We start from the raw sequence: 26,340 nt of genomic DNA on the forward strand, positions 1-26,340 counted from the left end.
ATGTGATTATACTGACAATTTTAGAACCTACTATGGTCGCTTAACGACGCCTACCGGAAAGGAAACTTTACGCGATGGACACCACAGCAACGGATATTTTTTACTACAACCAAGACAGTCAAGTCAGCAAAGTCAGCACCCAATTCCTTAAAACCCTTGTCGCCAACGGGCTCACCATTGAAGGCGCCACCACAAGCAGCCCACTACCCAAACAGGTCACGGACGACATTGCCAACCAGGTGGTGGCCCGAATCGCCGGCCGCTATAGCTACGGGGTGCCGGCCGTAGGCAATGCGCTACGTGTGTATGGCAGAAACACCCTGCTGCGGTTGGCCGGCAAACTGTTGGCCACCCGCGCCTTAGAACCGGTATTCCTCCGCGCCTACTATTACGTGATCGACAACAAAGGCCGGCTAGGTGGCATGCTCAAAAATCTGGCGTTGAAAAAACTCAAACGCCAAAAATAGTCCGGGCGCATAGTTACTCCTTGACCTCGGTGGCGTGGATCTGCTGATCCAAGTCCTCCGGGGCTAACCGTGCCGTGCTGAACTCATGATTCAACGGTAGCCGCAGCTGCAAATCCGTGCCCGGACACACCTCAATCAACCCACTCGATAATGTGAAATCCAACACATGGCCGCCGTGGGTGCGGGCATTATCTATGAAATGCACATGGCACCCCGGGATGCCAATGCCCTTCTCATAGATCGGGGTGCGGAACCCCGCAATGATCCCCGCGGTGTGGGAAAACACTAACTCCGCATCATCGCCGGTGGCCTCCAACATGGGGCGATAGGGGCGCTGCTGCTTCGTCACCGTCCGCACCCGCACCGACTCAAACATACCCGTGATCCGCACCGCATACATGTAGTTCTCGCTGGGCAATATGCCCGAAATGAACTCGCTCAACTCTTTACGGCACATGCCTGGCGGCGCCTCCCGCACAATCCGCGGCACAAAATTCGTGGCCACCGCAAACGGGCTATGCTGCTCCAAATCAGCCACCGTGGCCGACCCATCACCCCGCACCTGGTAGCAAACCCCATCGACAATAATCATCTCCCCATCGAGGGCATCAAACGTGCCAATACCAAAATTGCCGTGGCCTAATAACTCCCCAATGGTGAGCTCTCCATCATAGATTCCATCCAATAACGCGGTCATGAGCGATGACTGGAAAATCGTATGCCGCTGCACCGGAATATCCCGGCTCCGATCTGGAACGGTCATGAGCCCTCCGTTCCCACATACGCAAACACCGCACTCGCGGCCGCTATGGTGCAGGCCCGCACGGTGGGGGAGAAGTCCGGCAGAAACTCGCCCGAATGATTCACTGGGATTGTGCGCTCCAGCGTGCCGGCCGCAGCCGCGGCCTCCCACTGATCCACCGGCGTGCACCCCACAAACCAATACAGGGAAGAATCCCGACCCGCATCACCATAGGCGCGGGGAATATTCGTGAAATCCTCCGACGCCGTCCACTCCCGCGCATCCTGCGAGCCCGCCCCAAACACTGAATCAAACTCGGGACGCACCCTGGCGAAAACCTCGGCCGAATTATTTGTGATCGGTGTGTGGGCGAAATACCGAATCGTCGGCTCGGCCGTCACCCCAGATGCCGCGCACTCGGCTCGCACCACCCGCTCAATCGCCGCATTCAGCCGCTCCCGAACCGACTCATCATAGGTCCGACAATTCACCACAATCCGGGCCTCACCAGGAATAATATTATTCGAATGGCCCGCCTCCAAGGTGCCCACCGACGCCACAGCGAACTCGCTCGGCGGGATCTCCCGGCCCACAATCCCCTGAAGCCGCACCACAATCATCGCCGCCACATAGGTGGGATCAATCGCGGTATGCGGCATCGAACCATGAGCCGACCGACCATGCACAATAATCTCAATGGAATCACTACCGGCCAGGGTGGGCCCCTCCTTACTGAACACCGTGCCGGCCGGCCCCGGGATAATATGCTGAGCCAAGAACACATCCGGGCGGGGGATACGCCCCACAAGCCCGTCGTCAAGCATTGCAAGCGCACCGGAACCGTTTTCCTCCGCCGGCTGGAACAACGCGATAACCGTCCCCCGCCACTTATCCCGATTCGCATCTAAAATTGCACACAACCCAAGCAGGGCGGTGGCGTGCATATCATGCCCACACGCATGCATATTCCCATTCTTCGACGCATAATCCGCCCCCGTGGTCTCAACCACCGGCAATGCATCAATATCCGCTCGCAGTAACACCGTCGCGTCGGAATCTTTCGGATCCCCATTGGTGAAAATCGCCACAATGCCATGCCCACCAATGTGATCTATCACGGTCGCATCATATGCAGCCAACTGGGCGACAATCTGCGCCGCAGTCCATTCTTCCTGCCCTGACAGCTCGGGATGCCCATGCAACCCGCGGTAAAAATCCCACTGCCAGGACAAATCAGTGGAATCGACAATAGCCTCAATACTGGTACTCACCCCACCTATTTAAGCACCGGATTATATTTCAGGCTATTGCGCTTCATATCACACTCCGTTGCTATGTTCATGGTCTTAGCGATCTTCCCCTCATCCCGAAGCCGATACATGGCACTGACCACCTTATCCCGCAAATCCCACGGCGAAATCGTATTCAGATAAATCTTCGTGCCCCCCTCAAACCCAGCCAACGTTGACACCCGCCACTTAATCGACACCCGCCACGGCATAGCAATATCCAAATCAATCGGCTTATAATGCCACTCCTCATTACATGGCACATTATGACCCGCCGCCGCATGACATGCATGCAACAAATCACTCATATCCTGGATCTCCGCGTCCGTTTGCAACCACGGCTCCGGCGTCGCCGACTTTGAAAACACCTCCAAGGTGGGGTAGCGGTGGCCAAACCCGGCGAAACAAATCGCATGAGTGTTCTCCGCAATCACCAGATTCTGCGACGCCGCATAATCTACTGCCCACTCGTTATACATATTGGGGTGACTCCGCAGCTTCTCAATCTCCTGCTGGGCGCTCAACCCCCGCTCATCAATAGACACCAATTGCTTATGCAAATGATCGAAAGACGCCCCGGCCGGCTTCAACCAGTTCTGGAACACCGCCACATACTTCGCATACCGATTCCGCTCATACAAATCCTTGATGGTTTCCACCGTGAACTTAATAAACCCGAAATGCTCCGTTATGCTCAAATCGCCCGAAGCCGCAAAATCCGACCGATTCGTCGCCGAATCCGTGAAATGCCGCCGCCCAATAATCAGGTCATGCCCCCCAGCAAAGAAACACTCCGCCTGCTTCAACAACTCCTCATCCGACATATCCTCCGAGCTCAGCCCAGCCGCGGTTCGCTTCGTGCGAATAGTGCGCAGCACATGCTCCCGGCCCAAATCCGTGGAAATATAGTTATCCATGCGCTCCCGGGTCATGGCATCCATCTCAAAACCATAGTTGGCTTTCCAATACTCATAGGTGACAATCTCAAACAGGTTCGGCACCCGCCGAAACACGGCCTCATTGCTGCTGAGCGCCTCCGCCTCCAGGCCGGAAACTATCTCATAGCCACTTTTACCGGCCACCAGCCGCGACTTTTCCGGCGGGGTATCCAACTGACGATTCTGACAAAACGCACAAAAATCATTCCGATCCCCTGGCGTTAAGGGAGTCGTATCGGCCGGTGGTGTGGTCAGCGGCCGATTCCCCCGGCCAACAACCGTCCACACCTCCGTGCCAGAGAAGGGATTGATTTGTTTGACAGTCCCGTCGGCCATAACTTGAATGGGCGAGATCCGGGCAGCTAATGGTGAGCTCATGCTTCCCAATCTAATAGCCCCAAGCCACTCAGACTAAATAAGGTTATCCTTAAGATACTATGGCTATTATTCAATTCGACTGCTTAATGCCGGATAGCGACACCGAGGCACTCGCCCAGCGATTCACCCAGCTATCCCATCTCATTACCCGCGATGGCAAGGCCGAAACCGCCCAGGTTACTCACAATGCCAACCCCACCGTTCCCACCGAAATCATCACCCAACTACGTGCCCAACTACACCAAGAACACCACCCACCAACACACGTCACCATGCATCGATATGTGGTGCATCTTACGGTAGTAACCGGATCCCTTAACCAGGTGGCTATGCTCTATGCCCGGCTCCTCACACCCCCAGCGAACCTCCCCCATAATGCCGTAGCGGCAGAAAACGAAAACGAATGCGAAATCCCCGCCCGCTATCCCTGGACGGTCCAGATCATCCCCTCAAGCTGGTAGCAAACTTTACGACGACTTTTCCGTGCGGATTTTCATGTTCTTAGTCTCGGATAAGTTGCTCCGCAATCTTGTTTCCGGCTCGCACCAACTGTTTCTTAACATCGTTAGAATTGATAAGTGTGATTCCCCGCACACCCTCGGGGAGGGGGCCATCAATCCGGCCGGCAACCACAAACTGCTTCGCCTGTGGGTTCAGCCCCAACACCACGCTCACGACCTTACCCATGTCGGTGTCGCTGTCGTAGCAGCCCTCGCCGGTGATAACAACATCGGCATCAGCAATCTCATCTTTTAATCCGGTGACATCAACAATGACACGCGCGCCGGGAACGAGCCGGATATTATCGGTGCCACCGTGCAGGGTGGTGGAAATCCATGTGAGGCAAATTGGGACGCCACCGGCGGCACCCATGCCGGGAATTTCCGGATTAACATTGAGCACCTTACATAATTGGGAAATGCCGGCTTCAAGTTCATTCACATCCTCCGCAGACGCACCCTTTCGGGGGGCGTACACGGCAGAGGTGCCGTCGGGTCCGGTAGCAGGGGTGACAACGTCGGCAAGCATGAGCATGTCCATGGCGGCAGCTTGAAGATTGAGTCGGGAAATATCAACGCTGGCCAGGCGTTTTAATGCTGCGCCACCAGGTGGGAGTGAGTGGCCATTGGCGTCGAGGAAGTTGGCGCCTAAGGCGGTGAGAATGCCGGTGCCACCATCTGTGGTGGCGGAACCCCCGAGCCCCAAAATGAGGCGTTTCGCGCCTCGACTCGCGGCGTCGGCAATGAGCGCACCTGTTCCAAAAGTATCAGCGGTGAGTGGGGAAAGATGATCGCCCACTTCTTTTAGGCCGGATGCTGCGGCGACATCAATATAGGCAATTTCATTCCGAGCGTCGTAAGTATAGGTGGCTTCGGTAATGCGCCCTAATGCGTCTGTGGTGGGAAGCGTAATGCGTTCACCAGCAAATAACGCGGAGGTTCCTTCGCCACCATCCGACATGGGATGGAGGATGATTTCCGTGTCGTTACTGAGAACTTCGCGGATTCCGGTGGCGATATGGTGGGCAACATCGTGGGCGGATGCTGAGGTTTTAAATGAGTCGGGGGCTATCACTATTCGCATGTGGGTAAGTCTAGCGTGCATTTTTAAGCTTGGATAAGGTGAAGAAACGTACTAACGGTAGTACAGAAAGCTGTTGGAATCAGCCATTAAAAACCTAACCGATTTTTGGCTGAAGGTGGGGGTGACACATAGGAATGTGCGCCAAAATTGTATTTAGCGCCTTAAAAATCGGCAAAAATCTAGCACACTATAGAAATTATTGGGATGAATATAACCGACGCGAACTGCAAAAGTTGTGATATCTACCGCGAAATTCTGTCAATGAATAGGTAATATTTCTATCAATGTGTAGAATTACGTGCTGTAGTCACCACAACGTGGCAGACCAAGCACATCCTATTGGGAGGATTACTATGACAACTGCTGAAGAGCGGGTTTCGGAATACTATGAACTGCTGGTACGTCGTAATGCCGGTGAACCAGAATTCCATCAGGCGGTGGCCGAAGTTCTGGCTTCCCTGAAGATTGTTTTAGACAAGGATCCCCACTACGCGGACTATGGTCTCATTCAGCGGCTGTGCGAACCAGAGCGACAGTTTATGTTCCGTGTTCCCTGGGTGGACGATCAAGGTGTTGTTCAGGTTAACCGCGGCTTCCGGGTGCAGTTCAACTCTGCGCTTGGCCCCTATAAGGGTGGGCTCCGCTTCCACCCTTCCGTCAACCTTGGCATCATCAAATTCCTTGGTTTCGAACAAATCTTCAAGAACTCTCTTACCGGTTTGCCCATCGGCGGCGGCAAGGGCGGCGCTGACTTCGACCCCAAAGGCAAGTCCGATGCCGAAATCATGCGGTTCTGTCAGTCCTTCATGACCGAACTCCACCACCATATTGGTGAATATCGGGACGTTCCCGCCGGCGATATTGGCGTCGGCGGCCGGGAAATCGGCTACCTGTTCGGTATGTATCGCCGCCTTTCCAACCAACACGAAGCCGGCGTGCTCACCGGTAAGGGGCTCACCTGGGGTGGTTCCCTGGTGCGCACCGAAGCCACCGGGTATGGCTGTGTCTATTTCACCCAAGAAATGATGAAGTCCCATGGTGACTCGTTTGATGGCGCCAAGGTAGCAGTTTCCGGCTCCGGTAATGTGGCTATCTACGCCATCGAAAAAGCCCAAGAGCTGGGCGCCACCGTCATCGGGTTCTCTGATTCCTCCGGTTGGGTTCACACCCCGGACGGCGTGGATGTGGCCAAGCTCAAGGAAATCAAGGAAGTCCGTCGCGGTCGGGTCTCCGACTATGCCAAGGAAGTGGACGGCGCTACCTTCCACGATGAGGGTTCCCTCTGGTTCCTCCCGTGCGACGTGGCCCTGCCCTGCGCCACCCAAAACGAACTCCATGGTGAGCACGCCCGCGCCCTGGCCGAAAACGGCTGCAAATACGTGGCGGAAGGTGCCAACATGCCGTCCACCGCCGAGGCCATCGAGGTGTTCCGCGAGAAGAAGATCAACTTCGGTCCTGGCAAGGCTGCTAACGCCGGTGGTGTCGCCACCTCCGCACTGGAAATGCAGCAGAACGCCTGTCGTGACTCTTGGTCGTTTGAATACACCGACCAGCGCCTGCACGAAATCATGCGCAATATCTTCCGTAACTGTGAAGAAACCGCCCGGGAATATGGTCACGAGCACGACTATGTTATTGGTGCTAACATTGCCGGCTTTAAGAAGGTTGCCGACGCCATGCTGGCCCAAGGCATTATCTAACGCCTATTCGGCCTAACCGATACCCCGCATTATCATTCCCCGATAGTGCGGGGTTTTCGCTGCATAAGGCGTCGATAAGCAAAAAATGCCACGCCGTAACCAGGCACTACCACCGCTATTACCTAATTCTCATTATGCTTAACGTCATGTATCGCGTATTTGAGTGCCTAGACGAATTAGTCCGCAATGTAGAACAAGCATATGGGGTGCCCATGACCTCGAATTGCATGGTGCCCCGCAATGAAATGCTGGCGTTGCTTGACGATTTACGCAACGCGCTTCCCGTCGAGATAGATGATGCGCAAGACGTCCTCGACCAGCAAGAACATATTTTAAGTGAAGCCCAGGATCGTGCCACCCAGCTTGTCGACGACGCAACGAACGAAGCGAACTCTACCGTCAGCCAGGCCCGACACGACGCGGAAAACATGATCTCCGATGCGGAAACCCGGGCCAAAACCACCGTGGCCAAAGCCCAAGACGAGGCTGATCGCATTGTTGATAACGCCCAGCGGGACGCCGACGATCATCTAGCCCGGGCCCAATCTGAGGCCCAACGCATGATCGATTCGGGTAATGAACAATACCAGCGCAGCATCGACGAAGGCCTTGCCGAGCAGCACCGGTTGGTCAGTGAAGCCGAGGTGGTGCGGCGGGCCAATGAGGAAGCCCACCGCATTGTCGACGCCGCCCATGCCGATTCCAACCGGCTGCGGAACGAGTGCGACGAATTTGTCGACGCGAAACTTGCCGAGTTTGAGGAAGTGCTTTCCACCACCCTGCGTGCGGTTTCCCGCGACCGCAGTGCCCTCCGCAAAGGCGCCGGTGTTGGTGGACGCAGGGACGAAACTGGGCGAGGCCGAACCAGCGATCGCTCCACCAGTTACAGCAGCGACCGCGGCTAATTTCCGGCGACCTCTATGTTGGTGACCCCTCGGCCGGGCTCGGTAGCCTATGTGTGGCCTGCCGGTCGGTTTCCACCACACCGGGTGGATATAGCACAACTGCTTAAGTAGTATGCTTAACCACGATGAAAAACACCTCAAACTCCCCGTTTGTATTTGATGTCTCTGACCCCATGCGCAGCGGCATGGTGGAGCATCGCACCCAAACCGGCCCGAGCCCTACCCGCATCGGGCCCGAAATGATTGCCATACCCGAAGGTTACGACGTTACCGTCGATGCCACCCTCACCCCCCTCGGTGAGGCCATTATGGTTGACGCCACTATTCAGGCCCGCCTTCAGGGCGAGTGTGTGCGCTGCCTGAAAACTATTACCCCCGACACCACCCTCACCGTCTCCCAGGTGTTTGCCACCACCCCCGATTTTGTGGTGGGCGACCCCGATGATGAGGAGGAAACCGAGGCGGTGCCGCTGATCCAACACGACATGGTTGACCTATTGCAAAGCGTCATCGACGAGGCCGGCATCACCTTACCGTTCAACCCGGTATGCCCCGACGGGTGTGCCGACGACGCGGAGGTACCCGGCCTCGACCACCTCGATGACGGGTCCGCCGATTCCGACGACTCCGACGATTCCGATAGTGGGGCGGCTCGCTCCATTGATCCACGTTGGTCGGGTTTGGAGAAATTCCTATGAGCCGTAAACGCAGCCGTCTCACCGGCATCGAAGCCCTCGAACAAGAATTTGCCAAGGTGGACCATGCCCCCCTGCTGGCCGCCCTGGGAGTCGACCTGCCCCACGACATACTCACCCTGGCGCTCACCCACCGATCGTTCGCTAACGAAAACGGTATGCTCCCCAATAATGAGCGCCTGGAATTCCTAGGCGACGCGGTGCTAGGGCTGTCGGTGGCGGGAAAACTATTCGAGCAATACCCCACCCGACCCGAATCCGATATATCGAAAATGCGTGCGAGTATCGTGTCCCGGTATGGGCTTGCCGATATCGCCCGCGAAATCGGGCTTGGCCAATACATTCTCCTGGGCAAGGGTGAACTGTTGACCGACGGGCGCAATAAGGACTCCATCCTGGCCGACACCACCGAAGCCCTCCTCGGCGCCATCTATCGAATTCACGGCTTCGACATTGCCCGCGATGTTGTGCTCCGGCTGTTCGCCCATAAGATCAGCCATGCGCAGGCCACCGCCCTGCATCAGGATTGGAAAACCAGTTTGCAGGAGCGGCTGGCCGAATACAAGCTACCCATGCCCGTCTACGAGGCGACATCGGTTGGTCCCGAACACGAGCAGGTGTTTACCGCATCGGTGAATGTTTTGGGCAGGATCATAGGCGAAGGTACTGGTACTAACAAGAAACTTGCGGAACAGGCCGGGGCCCATCAGGCCCTGGAACTCCTCAACGACCCGAAGGCTCGCGCCGAACTCATCCAATGCCAGAACTCCCAGAAGTAGAAACCATTCGCCGCGGCCTTGCCGAACACGTGTGCGGTCGCACCATCACCGATGTGGCGGTGCACCATCCGCGTGCGATCCGCCATGTTCTGGGTGGGGAGGGGGAATTCCGGTCCGAGATTCTCGGTCGCACCATTATTGGGTTGGGGCGTCGCGGAAAATTCCTCTGGTTAAACCTGGCAGATCCAGCTGCCGCGACGGCTTCCGCATCGTCGGTGCCCACGTCACAACCTACACCCCAGGCCACACCCCAGGCGGGCGATCAGGTCGTGGTGGTACACCTCGGAATGAGCGGCCAAATGCTCATCAAGGATTCGAACGCAAACTCGGATGACCCCAAATTTAAGCACTGCCGCATCCAGGTCCGGTTCGATGACGACACCCAACTATGGTTCGTGGATCAACGCACCTTCGGTTACTGGCTGCCCACCCAGCTCGTCGATGCCGGTCTGGGCCTCGTCCCAGAAACCGCCGACCATATTGCCCGGGATCTCCTCGACCCGGAGCTGAAATTATCGGAGGTGGCGGCGACGATGCATTCGAAAACCCTGGCGGTAAAAAAGCTCTTGCTCAATCAGGAAATCATTGCCGGCATTGGCAATATTTACGCCGACGAAATGCTGTGGTTTGCCGCAATCAACCCGAACCAGCCGGCCAATACCCTTGATCCTGCCGCCTTGAAAAACCTATTGATGGCCGGTCGCACTGTGATGCGGGCTGCCGTGGCCCGGGGCGGCACCAGTTTTGACGACCTCTATGTGAACGTGAACGGGGAATCCGGATATTTCGATGTGGAGCTTCACGCCTATGGTCAGGATGGCCGGCCATGCGATCGGTGCGGCACAATTCTGGTGAAAGAAAAATTTACCAACCGGTCGAGCCACTACTGCCCTCACTGCCAGCCATTGGTTCCGTAATGCCACCAATGGTCAGGGGGAGTTATCAGCCTAAAGGAATATTATTACCAGAACGGGGGTGGTAATAATTGGTTAAATCATGGGTCTATGAGTTTGGTAATAAGTTAGGCGGGGGTGAAGCAGACACGGTAATATGACCCCCATGGAAAATGATTCCCCTATGGCTGTGTTAGAGGATTTTGTCACTAACACGATCAATAATAATATTTGGACGGTTATTCCGTGGCTGCTCATTGCCGCTGGCCTTTATTTTGCGGTCAGAACCATTGTGGTGCAGGTGCGCATGCTGCCGGAAATGTTCCGAGCGGTGATGGAACGCCCGGCAACACAAGAAGAAAACGACGCCGAGGGAATATCTTCCTTCAAAGCATTCACAATTTCCGCAGCCTCCCGGGTGGGGACCGGAAACGTGGCCGGGGTTGCCGTGGCGATTACCACAGGCGGCCCCGGCGCAGTGTTTTGGATGTGGATTGTGGCCATATTGGGTGGCGCCACTGCGTTTGTGGAGGCCACGCTGGCGCAATTGTGGAAGGTGCGGGATGAAGACGCTGATGCCTACCGGGGTGGCCCGGCCTACTACTTGACCAAGGGGCTGAATGCTCCCAAGTTAGCGTCGATCTTTGCAGTGGCCATCACAATCACATTCGGGTTTGTGTATAACGCAATTCAAGCAAACTCCATTGCCGAGTCGTTTGCCACCTCGGTGGGTAATGACACATTCCTGTTCAAGTTTATGGTGGGCGTGGTCTTGGTGATTATTACCGCGCTGATTATTTTCGGCGGCGTACAGCGCATCGCTAATGTTACCCAGTATCTGGTGCCGTTCATGGCGGTGTTGTACCTGGTTGTGGGCCTGTTTGTGGTGCTGATCAACCTCAATAAGGTGCCGGAAATGTTTGAGACGATTATTACCCATGCGCTAGGGGTGAAAGAGGTTGCGGGGGCGACCATGGGTATGGCGTTCATGAATGGTATGCGCCGGGGCCTGTTCTCCAATGAGGCCGGTGAGGGGTCCGCCCCGAATGCGGCGGCGGTCGCTACGGTGTCGCACCCGGTGAAGCAGGGGTTGGTGCAAACCTTGGGCGTGTATTTCGATACGTTGTTGGTGTGCTCGATCACGGCGTTCATTATTCTGTTGGGCGATCCGACCGTCGGCGAGGGGGTGAGCGGGGCGTCGATGACGCAGACCGCGTTGGCCAGCCAGGTGGGCGATTGGGGCATTCACTTCGTTACCATTATTTTGTTCTTCCTGGCGTTTAGTTCGGTGATTGGTAATTATTATCTTGCGCAGGCGAATATTGAGTATTTCAGCCAGAACAAGTTGGTGTTGTTGGGCTTCCGGGTCATCGTGTTGCTCTTCGTTCTCGGCGGTAGCGTCGGTTCGATCGGGTTGGTGTGGTCGCTGGGTGACACGTTCGCGGCGATCATGGTGTTTATTAACCTGATTGGTATTGTGCCGCTGGGTGGGATTGCGGTGAAGTTGCTGGCCAACTATGAGCGGCAAAAGGCGAAGGGCCTTGACCCGATTTTCCACCGCGATATGCTGCCCGAGGCGAAAAACGTTGAGGTGTGGGATGGCTCGGATGCGGTGTGCCGTCGTCACGGCGAGATCGTGCGTGAGGTATAGCAGGCAGGTGTGGCTAGACTGGAGGCATGAGCGGTGACGTGGTGCGGTTGACGGCGTGGGTGCATGGCTATGTGCAGGGGGTCGGGTTTCGGTGGTGGGTGTATGGCCAGGCCAACGAGCTGGGGCTGTCCGGCAGCGCCACGAACCTGAATGACGGTCGGGTGTGCGTCATCGCCGAGGGACCGCGGGATGCCTGCGAAACCCTGCTGCACCGGTTGAAGATTCCCGATGCGGTGCGGTCGTATCGCCGGCCGGGGAGTGTGCGGTCGGTGATTGATCGGTGGTCCGAGCCACGGGGCGTGACGGATTTCCGCATGTGTTAGCTGCATGCTTGTCGACGCCCAATGGTGTGGATAATCCCTGGTGGAGTGGTATATCTCACCCCACCAGGGATATATTTGTTTTTCTTATTTGTTGCCGTGGTGGTAATGCGTCTATACGGTGGGGATTATTCATCAACGACTATTGCGAAAGAGTGGGACATATGGCTGAAGAAAATGTGGTTTCTATTGCTTTTGCTGACTCCAGCAAGGCCTACCAGGCATTCACCGAAATCAAGAATCTTTCCACCGCTGGCGCGCTGCAATTAAAGAGCGGGGCCATTGTGGTGCGGGATACGGAAGGAAAGCTGTCATTCCCGGACGGGGTGGATCAGGTGACCGGCACTGGGTTTGCCGGTGGCGGCCTGATCGGCATGCTCGTCGGTATTTTAGGTGGCCCGCTGGGAATGCTGCTGGGTTGGGGGAGTGGTGCCCTCATTGGTGGAGCATTAGATGTGGGCCGCGCATCGGCCACCAATGAGGTCCTCGGTGAGTTCAGTCGGGCCCTGCCGGTGGATTCCACGGCGGTGATTGCAGAGGTAGTAGAGCCTTCCGAACTGCCGCTTGATGATGTGGTATCCAAGCTGGGTGGCACGATTGTGCGGCGGCCGGTGTCCGAGGTTGTTGCCGAATTGGAGGCCGCCGAGGCCGCCGCGGAGGCAGCCCAGGCTGAGGCTCGGCGCGTCGTGCGGGAACGGAAGAAGGCCGAGTATAAGGAGGCACTTGAAGACCGCAAGGCCGCCGTCGAAAAGCGATGGGAGGAGCTCAAAGGCAAGTTCCGCTAAAACCTTGACTGCGACGTGACGATCGGCCTGGCCGGGTGATGGTTGGGCCGATTTTTTGCGCGTGAACAATATCATCTTTTTATCGGTTGTTCGTATCGTGTTGAATATACCCAGTGGCCAAAGATGCGAGTAGGGTCGTGTTATCAACCATTCTTGTTTCGTTGATAATGGATCTACTATGAATAAGCTAATAGTGCCCTGGGAAAAATCTGTGGTTCTCGGTTGTCTCTTTTTGTTGGTAACGGTTATGGCTGTCGGTGCCTATGTTGGTATCAAGGAGGAAGGACGTGCCTTTAACCCCGTCTACCAGGAGCAGAAGACCGCTGGCCCCATGGTGAACCGTGCGGTGGGCGCCGCGATGGAAAAATATTTAGATTCGGCGGATTCCAGCGTCGGTAGAGTCAGGATTTATAGCACAACGGTCAACGGCGATGGTGCCGTGACCGCAATTGTGTATGTTTCGCGCCTGGGATGTGGTGGGATGCAAGATGATGATTCCAACCCACACGAGATGACGCTTGCCCCCGATGAGACATCCGGGGATGAATATGTGGTGTCGGCGGACGATGTGCTCAATCCCAAGAACCATGACCTGCCGCAATTTCAGCCGTTCGATGCCCTCTACGCCAGCGATGATGGCCGGATTCCGCGATGCGGTTAGCGGCGGCTCGGGGGTATCGTCCCGCGGGCGTCGAGAATCTGCTGCATATGGGTGCGGGCCCATTCCTCTAACCCTGCGAGCGGCGCGATGAGGGTGCGGCCCAGGTCGGTGAGTTCGTAATCGACCCGTGGGGGGATTTGCGGTGTGACGGTGCGGGTGACCAGGCCGTCTTCTTCCAGCCCACGGAGGGTTTGGGTGAGCATTTTTTGCGAAATCCCATCCACCCGGGTTTTAAGCTCGCCGAATCGTTGGGGGCCGTGTTGCAGCGTGCCGATGATGAGCACGGTCCACCGGTCGCCGATGCGGTCGAGGAGTTTCCTGGTGGGGCAATTTCGGTCGTAGGGGTTCCAACGTGTGACGTCTAGTTCGGGTGTATCCATGATAATTTCCTTCCGCAAGTTGGGTTAAGGCCTGGATAGCCGCAGTAACTAAAAAGGTACCAAGTTACCATTAGGTTCCTAATTACTATCACGCTTATAGTATCAATTAGTTACTAACACAGGAAATCGGAAGGATTCTCATGACCGCTTTTGATCTTGTCACCACCGCCATCGGCAAGCTGTTCACCGACCGCAACATTGCGGCGGCCGACGACTACTTCGCCCCCACCTACATCCAACACTCCACCCTGGCCGCCGACGGCATCGACGGGCTGAAGACCCTGGTCGCCAACCTGCCCGATGGGTTCCGCTACGACGGGGCGCGCATCATCGCCGATGACCGGTTCGTGGTTCTGCACGGCACCTACCATGGCTTCGGCGACACCCCGCTTGTTGCCTTCGATATTTTCCGGGTCGCTGACGGCAAAATCGTTGAACACTGGGACGCCTTCACCCCCGAAGTTGCAGAAACCGCCAGCGGCCGCAGCCAGGTCGATGGGGCAGCAACCACCGACGCTGCCGCCAACACCGATGCCAACCGGCAGCTCATCGCCGATTTCGTCGACCAGGTGCTTATCGGCGGTGACTACTCCCAGCTCACCCGGTTCATTTCCACGGACAGTTACGCCCAACACAACCCCGAGGCTGCCGATGGCCTCTCCGGCTTCGGTGCTGCCGCCGAAGCCTGGGCGGCGGACGGCAAAAACCTCGTCTACAAGAAGCTGCACCAGATTATTGCCCAGGACGATTTCGTGTTCACCCGGTCCGAAGGCACCTTCGGGGAGCCCGTGGCCTACAACGATCTGTGGCGCATCGCCGACGGCAAAATCGTGGAACACTGGGATGTGATTGCCCCCATCCCAGCTGACGACGCCATGCCCCACACCAATGGTGTGTTCTAACACCACCTGGTGAGGCGACCCGCAATACACAAGGAGCTCAAGAGCATGACCACCACCCGCACGGAACTCATTTCCTCCCTGATCGCCGACCTCTTGCCGACCTCGCAGCTCACCGTGAGCGAAGCGGAACTGGGCCGACTCGCACCCAATGACCTGCGGGCGCTGCTTCGGGCACTCATGAACCTGTGGCAACCCGGGCCACTTGATGCGGATTTCCTCCGGCGCCAAGACGCGCTTCTGCAAGCCGAGCGTGACGAACGCGGCATCGTCACCATCCCAGACACGCAGGCCGCGGCCGAGGACTCCCGAATCCGCTTGTGGCGGGGTGACATCACCCGCCTTGACGTGGACGGCATCGTCAATGCCGCCAACAATAAGCTGCTTGGCTGCTTTCGGCCCGGGCACACCTGCGTGGATAACGCCATCCACTCCGCCGCCGGCCTGCAACTCCGCCAGGCCTGCGCCGATCTTGTTCCATCCCCCGACTACGAGGAACCCACCGGCAGTGCCCGCATCACCCCCGGCTTCAACCTGCCGGCCCGATATGTGCTGCACACCGTGGGCCCCATCGTCGCAGGGAGGGAGGCGAACCGGCAGCAGGTGGCTGAGCTATCTGCCAGCTATATCTCATGCCTGAACCTCGCCCACAGTTCTGGGCTGGAGTCCCTCGCCTTCTGCTGCATTTCCACCGGGGTGTTCGGTTTCCCACCATCACATGCCGCCCGCATCGCTGTTGCCGCAGCCCGCGCCTTCCTGGCTGGGCTACCGAAAGACTCGGACTTCACCATCATCTTCACAGTATTCACCCAGAACGATTATGATCGCTACGCGCAACTCCTCAACCCGCAACCTTATCGAAACGATCGCTAACGAGCTGGAACAAGCCGACAAGGTGCTCATCGGCGCCGGGGCGGGCCTGTCCGCCGCCGACGGTTTCGAATACGGCGGTGCCTGGTTCCAGGAACACTTCGGGGACTTCGCCGCCGCCTACGGCTTGACCGACGCCTACACCGCCGGCTTTTACCCCTTCCCGGACGAAACCGAAAAATGGGCGTACTGGAGCCGCTACATCAACCACAACCGCTACCTCAAAGAACCCGGGTCGGTATACCAGGACCTATTGACCCTGGTGCGCGACAAAGACTACTTCGTGCTTACCACTAACGTCGACCACTGTTTCCAACGCGCCCACTTCGACAAGCAGCGACTGTTCTACACCCAGGGTGATTATGGACTATGGCAGTGCGCCACCCCCTGCCACCAGGCCACCTACGACAATCACGACCAGGTGGTGGCCATGGTCGCCCAGCAACACGACCGGCACATCCCGGCCGAACTCGTGCCCCGCTGCCCCCGCTGCGGCGGGCGGATGACCACAAACCTGCGGGCCGACGACACCTTTGTGCAGGACCCCGGCTGGTACACGGCCGCGAAACGCTACCAGAATTTTGTCTCCGAGGCAGCCCAATCCCGAATCCTCCTGCTGGAGCTAGGGGTAGGCATGAACACCCCGGCGATCATTAAATACCCGTTTTGGCGGATGACGTATCACAACCCCCGGGCACATTACGCGACGGTCAGCCTGGACGCCGTCGCACCGAAGCAGATAAGCGAGCGCAGCACCGTCGTGCAGGCGGACATCGCCTCGGTGCTGCGGTTACTCGCCGGCGCCTAGCAGCCGCCTGGTCATACTGTGCACCGACCGTATGATCCGCCGCTGCTCCGCAAGGCCGCAAAGCGGCACAGTGGCCTGCCGAAAATCATGCCGGCGCAACTCCCGGGAATTATTGATACACATGGCCAGGAACTGGGGGTTGAACCGGTACGGATCCACGATGCGCAAATACTTCGCCTGACCGAAAACATCCGGCGGGTAGATCGCATGCCTATCGTTGAGAACAGCAAGGTACTCGCCGGTCAGGGGCTTATGGTCGGAATACGTCAACCCGCCCTCGCTGATGAGCCTCCCGATCGTGGTGTGTACCTTTGCCGCGGGAATCGTCAGCTCATGCTCCGCAGCCTGTGGCGTGGTAATCACGCTGTCCGGCTTCATCATCCGCAAGGTCTGCATCACCACGCGAGGCAAGAGCACGTCATGATCCGACAATAACGTGGCGGGCGTGAGCACGGCATGCGGCACCCTCAGCGGTTGGCCGGCGCGAAGCGTGGTCAACCAGTCGGCAACGTGAAGCTTCGACTTCGGTATGTTGCTCGCGTCTATGACCGCTGTCGCAGCGGTGGGGGAGCCGCGCAGCACCCACAGCAACGTGTTCACATGCGAATACGCCAAAAACTTCTCCGGTAACTGTATGATCGCCTCCACCTGGCGTCGGCGCAGCAACAACCGCCGCAATTCCGCCGATTGATGCGACACCCCCGGGCTGAAACTGGTCAACACATACCCATAACCATCAGACGTGAGATGACGCAAGGTACACAATAAAAACGCCTCATGCGCCCGCGCCGGAACCATTATATTCTCATCGAAACTTCGTGCTAAATTCTGGCAGTGTCCGGTGTCGGCCTGCTGATTCAGCGGCGCCTCCACAACCACGGTGCGATACTGCCGCCGTGACGACGATGCCGCATGGGCTAACGAATCTCGGCACCGAAAATCCGCAGTCACACCCAATAATCGCGCCTGAAGCTTTGCGACGTCCACCGCGGTGGGAGCAATGTCTGCACCCACAATCGCCACATCATGCGCCCGCGCCAACGCCAGCAACGTCCCCCCAATGCCACACGCGGGATCGAACACAGTATCGGTAACCGTGGTGCCCGCGGCCTCGGCCAAAAGCCGCGATGAAGCGGACTGCGTCGTCCCAAACTGGCTATAAAACCCCCGGCCCCCAACCCCCAACAACATGTCAACAATGAGCGTTGCCACCCCGGGAGTCGCGGCGGCCGTCACACTATTATCAAGCAGGTCGGCAACCTGGGCGGGTGACGCCCCAGCTTGGCGCACGAGATCCGCACCCTGGTCCGGGTCGGCCAACAGCGTCAGCCCAGCCAGGGTGGCCTGCAACTGGTCGGGAAAAACCTGGATGAGGCCATTGACAAGGGCCGTAGCAACTAATTCGTTGCTTTTGCCATCACGGAGCAGACCTTTTTCACGAAGCCAATGCAGGACTTCAGGAATTCGGAACAACGGTCGGCGAGTTGCTGGCTCGTTGACTGGGCAGGGGAAGTCGGAATGCCGTGCTCGCCAATTGCTGACCGCTGATCGAGAGACGTCAGCGAGATGGGCGATATCTTTGAGCGTGAGATAACCGGTGGGGTAGGGCATGGTGACGGTGGGTCAACCTTTCGAACAACAGGAGCCGACACTGGGGTAGTGGACGGCTTCATTGTACTGGTGTTCGCATGAACGGGGCCCGGTTTGGGGATGGGGTGGGCGGCGGCATGCTTCGGGATGCGCAGCGGCCGCGCCGATGAAACCTTATGGGTGCGGGTGGCCCGCGTGCCAAGTATCAAAATATTATCCGCACAGGCGGCAAGCGTGGCGTTCAAGGCACTCTTATACGAACACACGGTCGTGGGAATTCCCACGCTCATGAGGTACAACACCGAATCAACAAAAATGCCATCACCGGACACAATGATGACTTCCTTGAATCGGCTCGCAAGATTGTGCTCCGCGGCGATGGCGGCGATCAGGCGTTTATCCGCCCCGGATTTTCCTACCGCGTCGAGTATCTGGCAGGTACCCCACGATTCGTGCAGGTGGGGGATACCGGACTTGTCGGCGGCAACCACAATGAGATCCCGGTTGGTGATGTTTAGCCATTGGTTGAGTGCGCAGCGGCACCAATTTGCTTCCTGAACACTGCCGATGCTTCGGCCATTGATGTTCTCGATGTCAACGAAAATAAGGCGGCGGTTGAGCGGGAGGTGCGTCATAATGACTCCTGGGTATGAATTTATGCGACATTAGAACCTATGATACCTATGTTCACATTATGGAGCAATATCTTTGGTAAAAACGGGTGTGAATAATGGAAATGATGGAGATTGCCTGCTAAAATAATGGAAAATTAATATTATTTGTGGCGTGTTCTTATATAACGTGAATGGGGGTGATTGGGGGTAAATTAGGATATAAAACCAGAAAGCAGTAATGCTGATAGTTTGTTATGGGGGTAAGTTGTGAGTGTGGGGGATTTGCCTCGCACCACCAACCCCCACGCCCGCCCTGTCTGCTAAGGTGACTGAAGTGTATTTGAAGTCGTTGACCCTACGAGGATTCAAATCCTTCGCATCCGCCACCACCCTAAAATTCGAACCCGGCATCTGCGTAGTAGTAGGACCCAACGGCTCCGGCAAATCCAACGTCGTCGACGCCCTCGCCTGGGTCATGGGCGAACAAGGCGCCAAAACCCTCCGTGGCGGCAAAATGGAAGACGTCATCTTCGCCGGCGCCGGCGGCCGCAAACCCTTAGGCAGAGCCGAAGTCACCCTCACCATCGACAACTCCGACGGCGCCCTCGACATCGACTACACCGAAGTCTCCGTCACCCGCCGCATGTTCCGCGACGGCGCCTCCGAATACGAAATCAACGGCAGCAAAGCCCGCCTCATGGACATCCAAGAACTCCTCTCCGACTCCGGCATCGGCAGAGAAATGCACGTCATCGTGGGCCAAGGCCGACTCTCCCAAATACTCGAATCCCGACCAGAAGAACGCCGAGCCTTCATCGAAGAAGCCGCGGGCGTGCTCAAACACCGCCGTCGTAAAGAAAAAGCCCAACGCAAACTGGTCAGCATGCAAGCCAACCTCGACCGGCTCACCGACCTCACCGGCGAACTCCGCCGCCAACTCAAACCCCTCGCACGCCAAGCCGAAGCCGCGCGCCGGGCCGCTACCGTCCAGGCCGACCTGCGCGAAGCCCGACTCAGACTTGCTGGGTATGAACTCACCCAACTGCAAGAAAAACTCGGCAGCGCCGAGGAGCAAACGGCCATGCTGCTCGCCCAAGTCGAAGAGGTCACCACCCAACTCGATGTGGCCACCGAAATCCACACCAACCTAGAAGCCGAACTCGCCGTCGCCGCCCCTGCCGCCGACGCCGCGCAACAACTCTGGTTCGACCTTTCTTCCCTGGTCGAACGCATATCCGCCACGAAACGCATTGCCGACGACCGGGTGGGAAGCTTCCAAGAAACCCCCTACGCCGGCCAGGACCCGGACCAATTAGAACGACGTGCCCAGCGGGCCGCCGCCGAATATCAGGAGCTCGCCACCCACGTCGAGATTGCCGCCGAACGCCTCGACAATATGAGGGACGAGGTGGCCATTCGCCAGGAGGCCGCCGACCAAGCCGATCGGGAACACCTGGCCCAGGTGCGGGCATTGGCCGACCGACGCGAGGGAATCGTCCGGCTGCTGGCGCAGGAAGAATCCCAACGCGCCCAGGTCACGGCGCTAGAGGAAGAAATCACCCGCCACGACGAACTCGTGGCCGAAACCCTCACCCGGCTGCAGGAAGCCGAGGCGCAGCACCAAGAACTCGGCGAAACCCTTGCCCGGCTCACCCTCGACACTGAACCATTGCGTGAAACCCATGTGCGGGCCGATGCCGAGGCAAAGGCAGCCGAACAACGCCTAGAACAAGTGCGATCCCAACAACAAAACCTGGAACGGCACGTGTCCCGCCTGGAATCCCGCATCGAAACATTGCGGGCAACCGTGCCGGTGACGCACGGTGCCCTCAGCGACTCCCTCACCAAAGCCAGCGGCGTCACCCACGAATTCACCCCACTCGCCCAGCACATCACGATCCGCCCCACCGCCCCCGCCGGCGTCGACGGTGCCCTGGCCCTGGCACTCGGGGCACTCAGCGAAGCGGTCACCGGCACCACCCGCCTCGACGCGACTACCAGGAATGCGCTGGCTACCATTCCCGAATCCGTGCCCCGCACCGCGGTCATCCTGCCCGGCACCGGCGGCATCTGGCACCTCGACGCCGACCTGCCGGCCGACGCCGCCTGGCTCATCGACCACATCGACGTCGACGCCGACTACGCCGCCACCGTTTCCCGCCTGCTTGCCGACGTCGTGTGGGCCGAAACTCTCGACAGCGCCTGTGCCATCGTCGACGCCGACGCCCGCCTCAAGGCCGTCACCCCCACCGGCGTGCTTGTGGGTGATGGCTGGTTCATTGCCGGTCGGGGCACCCGCGGCGCTGTGGAAATCACCGCCCAAATCGCCACGGCCCAAGCCGAACTCGCCGACGCCCACGCCGATCTGAACCAACTCGCCGGCACCTTCGCCGGCGCGAAACAAGCGGCCGAAGACGCCCGCATCCGGGCCGCCGGCGCTACCAGCGCGTTACAAGAGCAGGAAACCCGGGTCGCCGAACTCACCCGGGACCTCAAACGCCTGGAATCCCAGGTGACAGCCAACCGTAAGGAATACGAACGCACCACCGGGCACGCCATGCAGGCTGCGACCCGACTGGCGGAACTGCAACACAAACTCGCCGACACCACCGACCGGCTCGCCCGGGTGGAAGAAGATACCGACCTGGAGGAACCCACCACCCAGGCCCGCGACGCCGCCGCCCAGGCGCTCGCCCAGGTCAAAGCCATGGAACTGGAGGCTCAATTGGCGCTTCGCACCGCGGAGGAACGCGCCGAATCCGTCCGCGGCAAGAGCACCAACCTGTTTCGGCAGGCGGAACAGGAACGCCAGGCCAAGGCCCGCCACGAGCAGGCCATGGCGCGCCGCCGTGCCCAAGCGGCCCTGGCTCGGGTCGTGGCCGACGCCGCCCGGGACCTCCTGGCTCGCGCCACCGACGCCACCGAACGCGCCACCTCCGACCGGGACGCCGCCATCACCCGCCGCAACCAGGTGCAAACCCGACTGGCCACGGCCAAGGATCAGGTAACCGCGCTGCGAACGCAACAAACCCGGCTCACCGACAACGCCCACAACATGGAAATCGCCCGCAGCCAAGCCCAGGTGCGCATGGAGGAAGCCCAAACCAAACTCGTGGAACAACTCGGGGTGCCCGTCACCGACATCATGCGCGACTACACGCCCGGGCCGGAATTCGACCTCAAACACGAGAAGGCACGCCTGAAGCAGGCGGAGAAAGATTTATCGTCACTGGGTAAGGTCAACCCCCTTGCGCTGGAAGAATACAAAGCATTAGAAGAACGTTATGAGTTTCTTTCCACCCAACTCGACGATGTGGAGCAGGCGCGCAAAGACCTCACCGACGTGATCGAAGACGTCGACGCCAAGATTCTGCAACTCTTCACCGACGCCTGGCTCGATGTCCAAGCCGAATTTCCCAAAGTGTTCGCCACACTCTTCCCGGGCGGCGAAGGCCGACTCGTCCTCACCGAACCCGGCAGCATGCTCACCACCGGCATCGAGGTCGAGGCCCGCCCACCAGGAAAGAAAGTCAAACGCCTCTCGCTCCTCTCCGGCGGCGAAAAATCCCTCACCGCCCTGGCCATGCTCGTGGCCATTTTCCGGGCACGCCCCTCACCCTTCTACGTCATGGACGAAGTAGAGGCTGCGCTTGACGACGTGAACCTCCGGCGACTCATCGCCCTATTCGTGGAATTACGCAAAGACTCCCAGCTCATCGTCATCACCCACCAAAAACCCACCATGGATGTGGCAAACGTGCTGTATGGTGTGACGATGCGGGGCGACGGCATCACTAGGGTAATCTCCCAGCGCATGACGCCCGGCGACCTTGCCAACCCGCCTGCGCCCCAGTCGTCGCAAAGCTAAACACTATAATGCTGATTAATACTTTTTCATATAGGAAGGATTTCGCAGTTCATGAGCGAGTTTGAGCACCCCATCAAGGACGTCACCGATTCCCTCTTGGGGTGGGCGACCCAGGCCGAATTGGAACTCGCCCAACGACTCAACCACCCGAACGTCACAATCATCGGCGACCTGGATCTTGCCAGCGACGAGGTGGAAAGAATTGAAAAACTCTACGGCATCTTCCTCGCCCGCCAACTCGCCGCCGGCGGTAACCTCGCCGAACTCACCGCGCTCAGTCCTGCTCTCTTCCTGGTCACGCTCACTGCCCGCGCCAAAAAACTCGTGGCGGCAGACACTTTCAGCCGGGAATACCTCGGCGGCATTGGCCTCAACGACCTGGTGTCGGAATCACAAATCGACAGCATTCTCGCCGACAAACTCGCCGAATACCTCACCAATATGCAGGTCAGCGCCTTCGATACCGACCCCGTCACCGTCCTCTGCTGGCATGCTGGATTCGTCAACACCGAAATACCGCAACTGCTCGAAACCATCGACACCGTGGCCGCCAAGCACGACAACCCTACCATCGACGACCTGGAGCTCCCACACTATTTTTCGGGATTCCACCAGGTCAGCCCCCATGCCGCGACCCTATACCAAGGCGTCATGGCGTTACGCGACTTCACTATCACCCACCCCCAATCCTGGTTCGACCGCGACCGCAAACACCTAGAACCGCAACTCCCCATCGCCATCGCCGATGCCGTGGCCGCCGAACTCCGCGAACGACCCGTTGGCACCGAAGACCGGGCCGCCGCCGTGGGGGTCGCCAACCGGGAACTCCGGCCCCGGCTCATTCTCGACCCCGTCCGTAAAAAAGTATGCCTCCGCCTGCCGGAACAACGCGTCCCGGCCCGCGGCGAAATCACTTGGCGGGTCAGTCTCGAAGGCTCCACCACCGTCTACCGCACCGGTCGCGCCTGGGGGGACGTCACCGGCTACGCCGAATCCCTCGACATCACCTTGCCCCGCCCCGTGCGGGAAGTCACCGTCGAAGACCTATCCAACCACATCACTTGGAACGTGCCGGTGGTCAATACCAACGACCCCATACTGCTGTTCAACAAACGCGGCGGCTCTGTCACTGACAAGAAATCTCTCCACCACCAGCGGATTCGTGCCCTCATCCCCGCCGAAAACCGACTTGTCGACGTGGTACATGACATGGACATTCAGCCCGTCAGCTCCTTCACCATTGACGGCTGGGACGGTTGGGTCTGTCACAATGTGATCCTCGATGGAGTGGACTCGCTAGCCAGCCTCGATGCTGCGGCTACCGCCACCCAATCCGACCTGAAACTCCTGCGCGTCGTTGACCCACGGCAACGAGTCACTTTCCGCACCCCCGACGAGGCCATCAAACACGTCACCACCCTGGGTGGGCTCAAAGTTCACTCCCAATCCCTCGTCGCCGAATTTCCCCCCACGCCCTCGGGCGACACCGAAATCTGGCACCTCTCCATCTCCGCGTTCGGCGGCGCCGGTCTCGCAGGTGAAGAAATCACCCAACCGGAACCCCTAGAAGTCCCGGCCGAAGGAGGCGTATTCCACGTCCTCGACCCGGACGCCTATGACGCGCCATGGGTGGGGGAATATCTGGTGCGTATGCGTGGTCCTCGCAACGAATCCTTCCGCCACGAATTTGCCATCGTGGAAGGCATGCTGGCCGTCACCACCTACGCCGGCTCCAGCGGATCCTGCCGCATTCCCGCCGGTGGGGGACTCAGCGAAGCCACCCTCATCGTGAAACCCGGCAACAAACCCTTTACCGTCCAACCGGACAAGGTGCATGTCTCCTCCCAGGAAGCTGGCGCCGACTTCGTGGTGAGTACCGAAGAAGGCGACTCCCTGCCGCTACGCTTCAACCCCCCACGCCTAATTTTCGAACTACCGCTGCTCACCGAGCCGCCCATGTGGCGGGCCAGCCGCATGCTGCTGCACCCACGCATGATCGACACGGAGGGCACCATCCGGGTGCGGGGCGCCGGCGAACTGGAAGACCCGAAAATCTCGGTGCGCAACCACCACGGGCAACCCGTGAAAACCACGAAACTCACAAGCCGAGACGGGGGCATAACCTATGTGGTACCCGTATCGAAACTAGTTTCGACAACCACGGTATTGTCGCGGGGACGCATCGACCTGGAATGGACCGACCCCAGCAACAACAAACGCATCTCCGTCACCCTCGCCGATGTGGAAACCACCGAACCTGTGGCCGTGACCCTGGACGGTGGAACCCTCACCGTCACCGGCACCGAACAACAAAACCTAGGCGTGTGGGTATGGCCAGAAACCGCCCCCTGGCATCCGGCCGACACCTTCCCGGTGGTCGATGGCGCCGTAGCATTACCGGAAGAATATGTTGACGCCGGCAACCTCATAGTGCAGGTACACGTGCGTGACCCCTTCACCGTGCTCCACACCCCGGTGAGCCCTGGCCCGGAGGCCACCGTGCTAGAGCAGGAAGGATTCTTCGGAACCGACGACGGCGTGCTCGGCACTCTCTCGGCGTTCATCTCGGGAAGCCACGACACCATCCCCACCGATCCCCAGGTGATGCCGGTGCTGTGGGACATGTTGGCCAGTGGCGGACATCGGCCCGAAACCATCAAAGCGGTACGCACCGTGTTCCAAGCCAACCCGGATGCGTCCTTGCGCGGCCTTTCCCAATCACTGGTCAAATCCGCCCAGCAACCCGGCCGATTTATCGAAACCGGTCTGGTGCGTTGCCGCTTCACCGGGACGCCGGGCAGCGAAGCCATGGACGCGGATCTGCACCTTGCGGCGTGGATAGGCACCCTGGAACTACTCGGGCAACTCGATCACTTGTTCGGCGCTGAAGGCTACCCGGATGCGGCCAAACCCCAGGTGGAAGAAGTGAAGAAACAACTAGCGGCATTAGCGGGTGACAACATTTTAGAAACCCTAAAAACCGCCCGCGACACCACACTGGATTCCGCCTGCATCGACAAAACCACCGTCATGCTGGCCGGCATGGACCCAGCCCAACAACGATTCTTACTGAACCAGGTGTTCGGGGAACACATTGTGCCGGGCGCCGTGCTAGACGATTCCAGCCGACTACTGGCGGTATTTGAAACCTTCAATCAGCGGGACAAACTGCGGGAACTCCTGGGCTCCGAAAACCTGATCGCGTCGGCGGTGACACTCCTGCGCACCCTGCGGAGCAGCAATAAATCCCTGTACGCGCTGGCCCGAATCCGGTTTGACAAGCTTGACGGGGTGGACACGAATGCGAAAGAAAACCTGTGGGCTCTAGCCCCCGTCGTGTCCCTGGTGCTGGCCCTGGCATCTCGTGTGTCTGCCCACGGGCTCATCACCTCCAACAAGACCTTGGACGCCGCCACCGCTGGATGGGCGCGGCTCGCTGAGGTGGTGCCGGACCTGGTGATCTCCGACATTGTTGCCGCCGACGCCATTGCGTTAGCGATCGCCAAACCCGGCATTGCCTAACC

23 protein-coding genes are annotated in these 26,340 nt (G+C 58.6%); 16 read left to right on the top strand and 7 right to left on the bottom strand.

Annotated features, from left to right (window positions below; genetic code table 11):
- Positions 1 to 74 precede the first annotated feature (74 nt).
- Positions 75 to 467 (top strand): hypothetical protein, encoded by a 393-nt coding sequence (locus HBA49_RS04185; protein ID WP_005521891.1) that lies wholly within the window; start codon positions 75 to 77, stop codon positions 465 to 467.
- Between the two features lie 13 nt (positions 468 to 480).
- On the opposite strand, the gene budA is transcribed toward HBA49_RS04185, so the two are convergent.
- The 3 genes from budA to HBA49_RS04200 are packed head-to-tail and all read right to left on the bottom strand — an operon-like array spanning position 481 to position 3,814.
- Positions 481 to 1,230 carry an acetolactate decarboxylase gene (gene budA, locus HBA49_RS04190; RefSeq protein ID WP_005526077.1) on the bottom strand — a complete coding sequence of 250 codons (750 nt, stop codon included), beginning with the start codon at positions 1,228 to 1,230 and terminating at the stop codon, positions 481 to 483.
- The gene (locus HBA49_RS04195; protein ID WP_005525926.1) at positions 1,227 to 2,480 is read right to left on the bottom strand and encodes an amidohydrolase; all 1,254 of its coding nucleotides are present in this window, start codon (positions 2,478 to 2,480) and stop codon (positions 1,227 to 1,229) included. Before HBA49_RS04195 ends, budA begins: the two co-directional genes overlap by 4 nt.
- Before the next feature lie 5 nt (positions 2,481 to 2,485).
- Positions 2,486 to 3,814 carry a DUF4921 family protein gene (locus HBA49_RS04200; protein ID WP_034995478.1) on the bottom strand — a complete coding sequence of 443 codons (1,329 nt, stop codon included), beginning with the start codon at positions 3,812 to 3,814 and terminating at the stop codon, positions 2,486 to 2,488.
- A gap of 59 nt (positions 3,815 to 3,873) precedes the next feature.
- Between HBA49_RS04200 and HBA49_RS04205 the strand changes: the two genes are divergently transcribed.
- Entirely contained in the window at positions 3,874 to 4,275 is a 402-nt protein-coding gene (locus tag HBA49_RS04205) for a hypothetical protein (protein ID WP_005526132.1), read from the top strand.
- 40 nt (positions 4,276 to 4,315) lie between these two features.
- On the opposite strand, the gene HBA49_RS04210 is transcribed toward HBA49_RS04205, so the two are convergent.
- On the bottom strand, positions 4,316 to 5,398 hold the full coding sequence (locus tag HBA49_RS04210) for a glycerate kinase (RefSeq protein WP_005526599.1): 1,083 nt from the start codon (positions 5,396 to 5,398) through the stop codon (positions 4,316 to 4,318).
- A 353-nt stretch (positions 5,399 to 5,751) separates the two neighbouring features.
- Here HBA49_RS04210 and gdhA point away from each other — a divergent pair, with 353 nt between their 5' ends.
- From gdhA to HBA49_RS04255, 9 genes are all read left to right on the top strand, one after another.
- Positions 5,752 to 7,098, top strand: a complete 1,347-nt coding sequence (gdhA, locus tag HBA49_RS04215) for an NADP-specific glutamate dehydrogenase (protein ID WP_005521898.1) — start codon at positions 5,752 to 5,754, stop codon at positions 7,096 to 7,098.
- 146 nt (positions 7,099 to 7,244) lie between these two features.
- The gene (locus HBA49_RS04220; protein WP_050773700.1) at positions 7,245 to 8,003 is read left to right on the top strand and encodes an SPFH domain-containing protein; all 759 of its coding nucleotides are present in this window, start codon (positions 7,245 to 7,247) and stop codon (positions 8,001 to 8,003) included.
- A gap of 125 nt (positions 8,004 to 8,128) precedes the next feature.
- Positions 8,129 to 8,701: a YceD family protein gene (locus tag HBA49_RS04225; RefSeq protein WP_005526098.1), complete on the top strand. Its 573-nt coding sequence runs from the start codon at positions 8,129 to 8,131 to the stop codon at positions 8,699 to 8,701.
- Positions 8,698 to 9,477, top strand: a complete 780-nt coding sequence (gene rnc / locus HBA49_RS04230) for a ribonuclease III (protein WP_005526586.1) — start codon at positions 8,698 to 8,700, stop codon at positions 9,475 to 9,477. The genes HBA49_RS04225 and rnc overlap by 4 nt, the downstream gene beginning before the upstream one ends.
- Positions 9,456 to 10,394, top strand: coding sequence for a bifunctional DNA-formamidopyrimidine glycosylase/DNA-(apurinic or apyrimidinic site) lyase (gene mutM / locus HBA49_RS04235; protein WP_005525676.1), 939 nt, complete (start codon positions 9,456 to 9,458; stop codon positions 10,392 to 10,394). The genes rnc and mutM overlap by 22 nt, the downstream gene beginning before the upstream one ends.
- 160 nt (positions 10,395 to 10,554) lie before the next feature.
- The gene (locus HBA49_RS04240) at positions 10,555 to 12,021 is read left to right on the top strand and encodes an alanine/glycine:cation symporter family protein (protein ID WP_040432049.1); all 1,467 of its coding nucleotides are present in this window, start codon (positions 10,555 to 10,557) and stop codon (positions 12,019 to 12,021) included.
- A 26-nt stretch (positions 12,022 to 12,047) separates the two neighbouring features.
- On the top strand, positions 12,048 to 12,344 hold the full coding sequence (locus HBA49_RS04245) for an acylphosphatase (RefSeq protein WP_005521904.1): 297 nt from the start codon (positions 12,048 to 12,050) through the stop codon (positions 12,342 to 12,344).
- A 161-nt stretch (positions 12,345 to 12,505) separates the two neighbouring features.
- The gene (locus HBA49_RS04250; protein WP_040431885.1) at positions 12,506 to 13,126 is read left to right on the top strand and encodes a DUF1269 domain-containing protein; all 621 of its coding nucleotides are present in this window, start codon (positions 12,506 to 12,508) and stop codon (positions 13,124 to 13,126) included.
- Between the two features lie 247 nt (positions 13,127 to 13,373).
- Complete coding sequence (locus HBA49_RS04255) at positions 13,374 to 13,787, top strand: hypothetical protein (protein WP_005526493.1); 414 nt, start codon at positions 13,374 to 13,376, stop codon at positions 13,785 to 13,787.
- On the opposite strand, the gene HBA49_RS04260 is transcribed toward HBA49_RS04255, so the two are convergent.
- Complete coding sequence (locus HBA49_RS04260; protein ID WP_005526369.1) at positions 13,784 to 14,167, bottom strand: winged helix-turn-helix transcriptional regulator; 384 nt, start codon at positions 14,165 to 14,167, stop codon at positions 13,784 to 13,786. The two genes, HBA49_RS04255 and HBA49_RS04260, sit on opposite strands and share 4 nt — an antisense overlap.
- A gap of 140 nt (positions 14,168 to 14,307) precedes the next feature.
- Between HBA49_RS04260 and HBA49_RS04265 the strand changes: the two genes are divergently transcribed.
- From HBA49_RS04265 to HBA49_RS04275, 3 genes are read left to right on the top strand one after another with little or no spacing between them, the layout of a single operon-like run.
- Complete coding sequence (locus tag HBA49_RS04265) at positions 14,308 to 15,069, top strand: nuclear transport factor 2 family protein (protein ID WP_005525871.1); 762 nt, start codon at positions 14,308 to 14,310, stop codon at positions 15,067 to 15,069.
- A gap of 45 nt (positions 15,070 to 15,114) precedes the next feature.
- Entirely contained in the window at positions 15,115 to 15,939 is an 825-nt protein-coding gene (locus tag HBA49_RS04270; RefSeq protein ID WP_005525986.1) for a protein-ADP-ribose hydrolase, read from the top strand.
- The gene (locus tag HBA49_RS04275; protein WP_040431883.1) at positions 15,887 to 16,744 is read left to right on the top strand and encodes an SIR2 family NAD-dependent protein deacylase; all 858 of its coding nucleotides are present in this window, start codon (positions 15,887 to 15,889) and stop codon (positions 16,742 to 16,744) included. Before HBA49_RS04270 ends, HBA49_RS04275 begins: the two co-directional genes overlap by 53 nt.
- Here the strand turns inward: HBA49_RS04275 and HBA49_RS04280 are convergent.
- The gene (locus tag HBA49_RS04280) at positions 16,727 to 18,217 is read right to left on the bottom strand and encodes an N-6 DNA methylase (protein WP_225866010.1); all 1,491 of its coding nucleotides are present in this window, start codon (positions 18,215 to 18,217) and stop codon (positions 16,727 to 16,729) included. The genes HBA49_RS04275 and HBA49_RS04280 overlap by 18 nt on opposite strands.
- Complete coding sequence (locus HBA49_RS04285) at positions 18,142 to 18,969, bottom strand: PIN domain-containing protein (RefSeq protein ID WP_005526499.1); 828 nt, start codon at positions 18,967 to 18,969, stop codon at positions 18,142 to 18,144. Before HBA49_RS04285 ends, HBA49_RS04280 begins: the two co-directional genes overlap by 76 nt.
- A gap of 313 nt (positions 18,970 to 19,282) precedes the next feature.
- Here HBA49_RS04285 and smc point away from each other — a divergent pair, with 313 nt between their 5' ends.
- Together smc and HBA49_RS04295 are read left to right on the top strand one after the other, a co-directional pair.
- Positions 19,283 to 22,816, top strand: coding sequence for a chromosome segregation protein SMC (gene smc / locus HBA49_RS04290; protein ID WP_040431880.1), 3,534 nt, complete (start codon positions 19,283 to 19,285; stop codon positions 22,814 to 22,816).
- Between the two features lie 51 nt (positions 22,817 to 22,867).
- Entirely contained in the window at positions 22,868 to 26,338 is a 3,471-nt protein-coding gene (locus HBA49_RS04295; protein WP_005525728.1) for a hypothetical protein, read from the top strand.
- The last annotated feature ends 2 nt before the right edge of the window (positions 26,339 to 26,340 follow it).

This window comes from Corynebacterium matruchotii, from assembly GCF_011612265.2.
Lineage (GTDB): Bacteria > Actinomycetota > Actinomycetes > Mycobacteriales > Mycobacteriaceae > Corynebacterium > Corynebacterium matruchotii.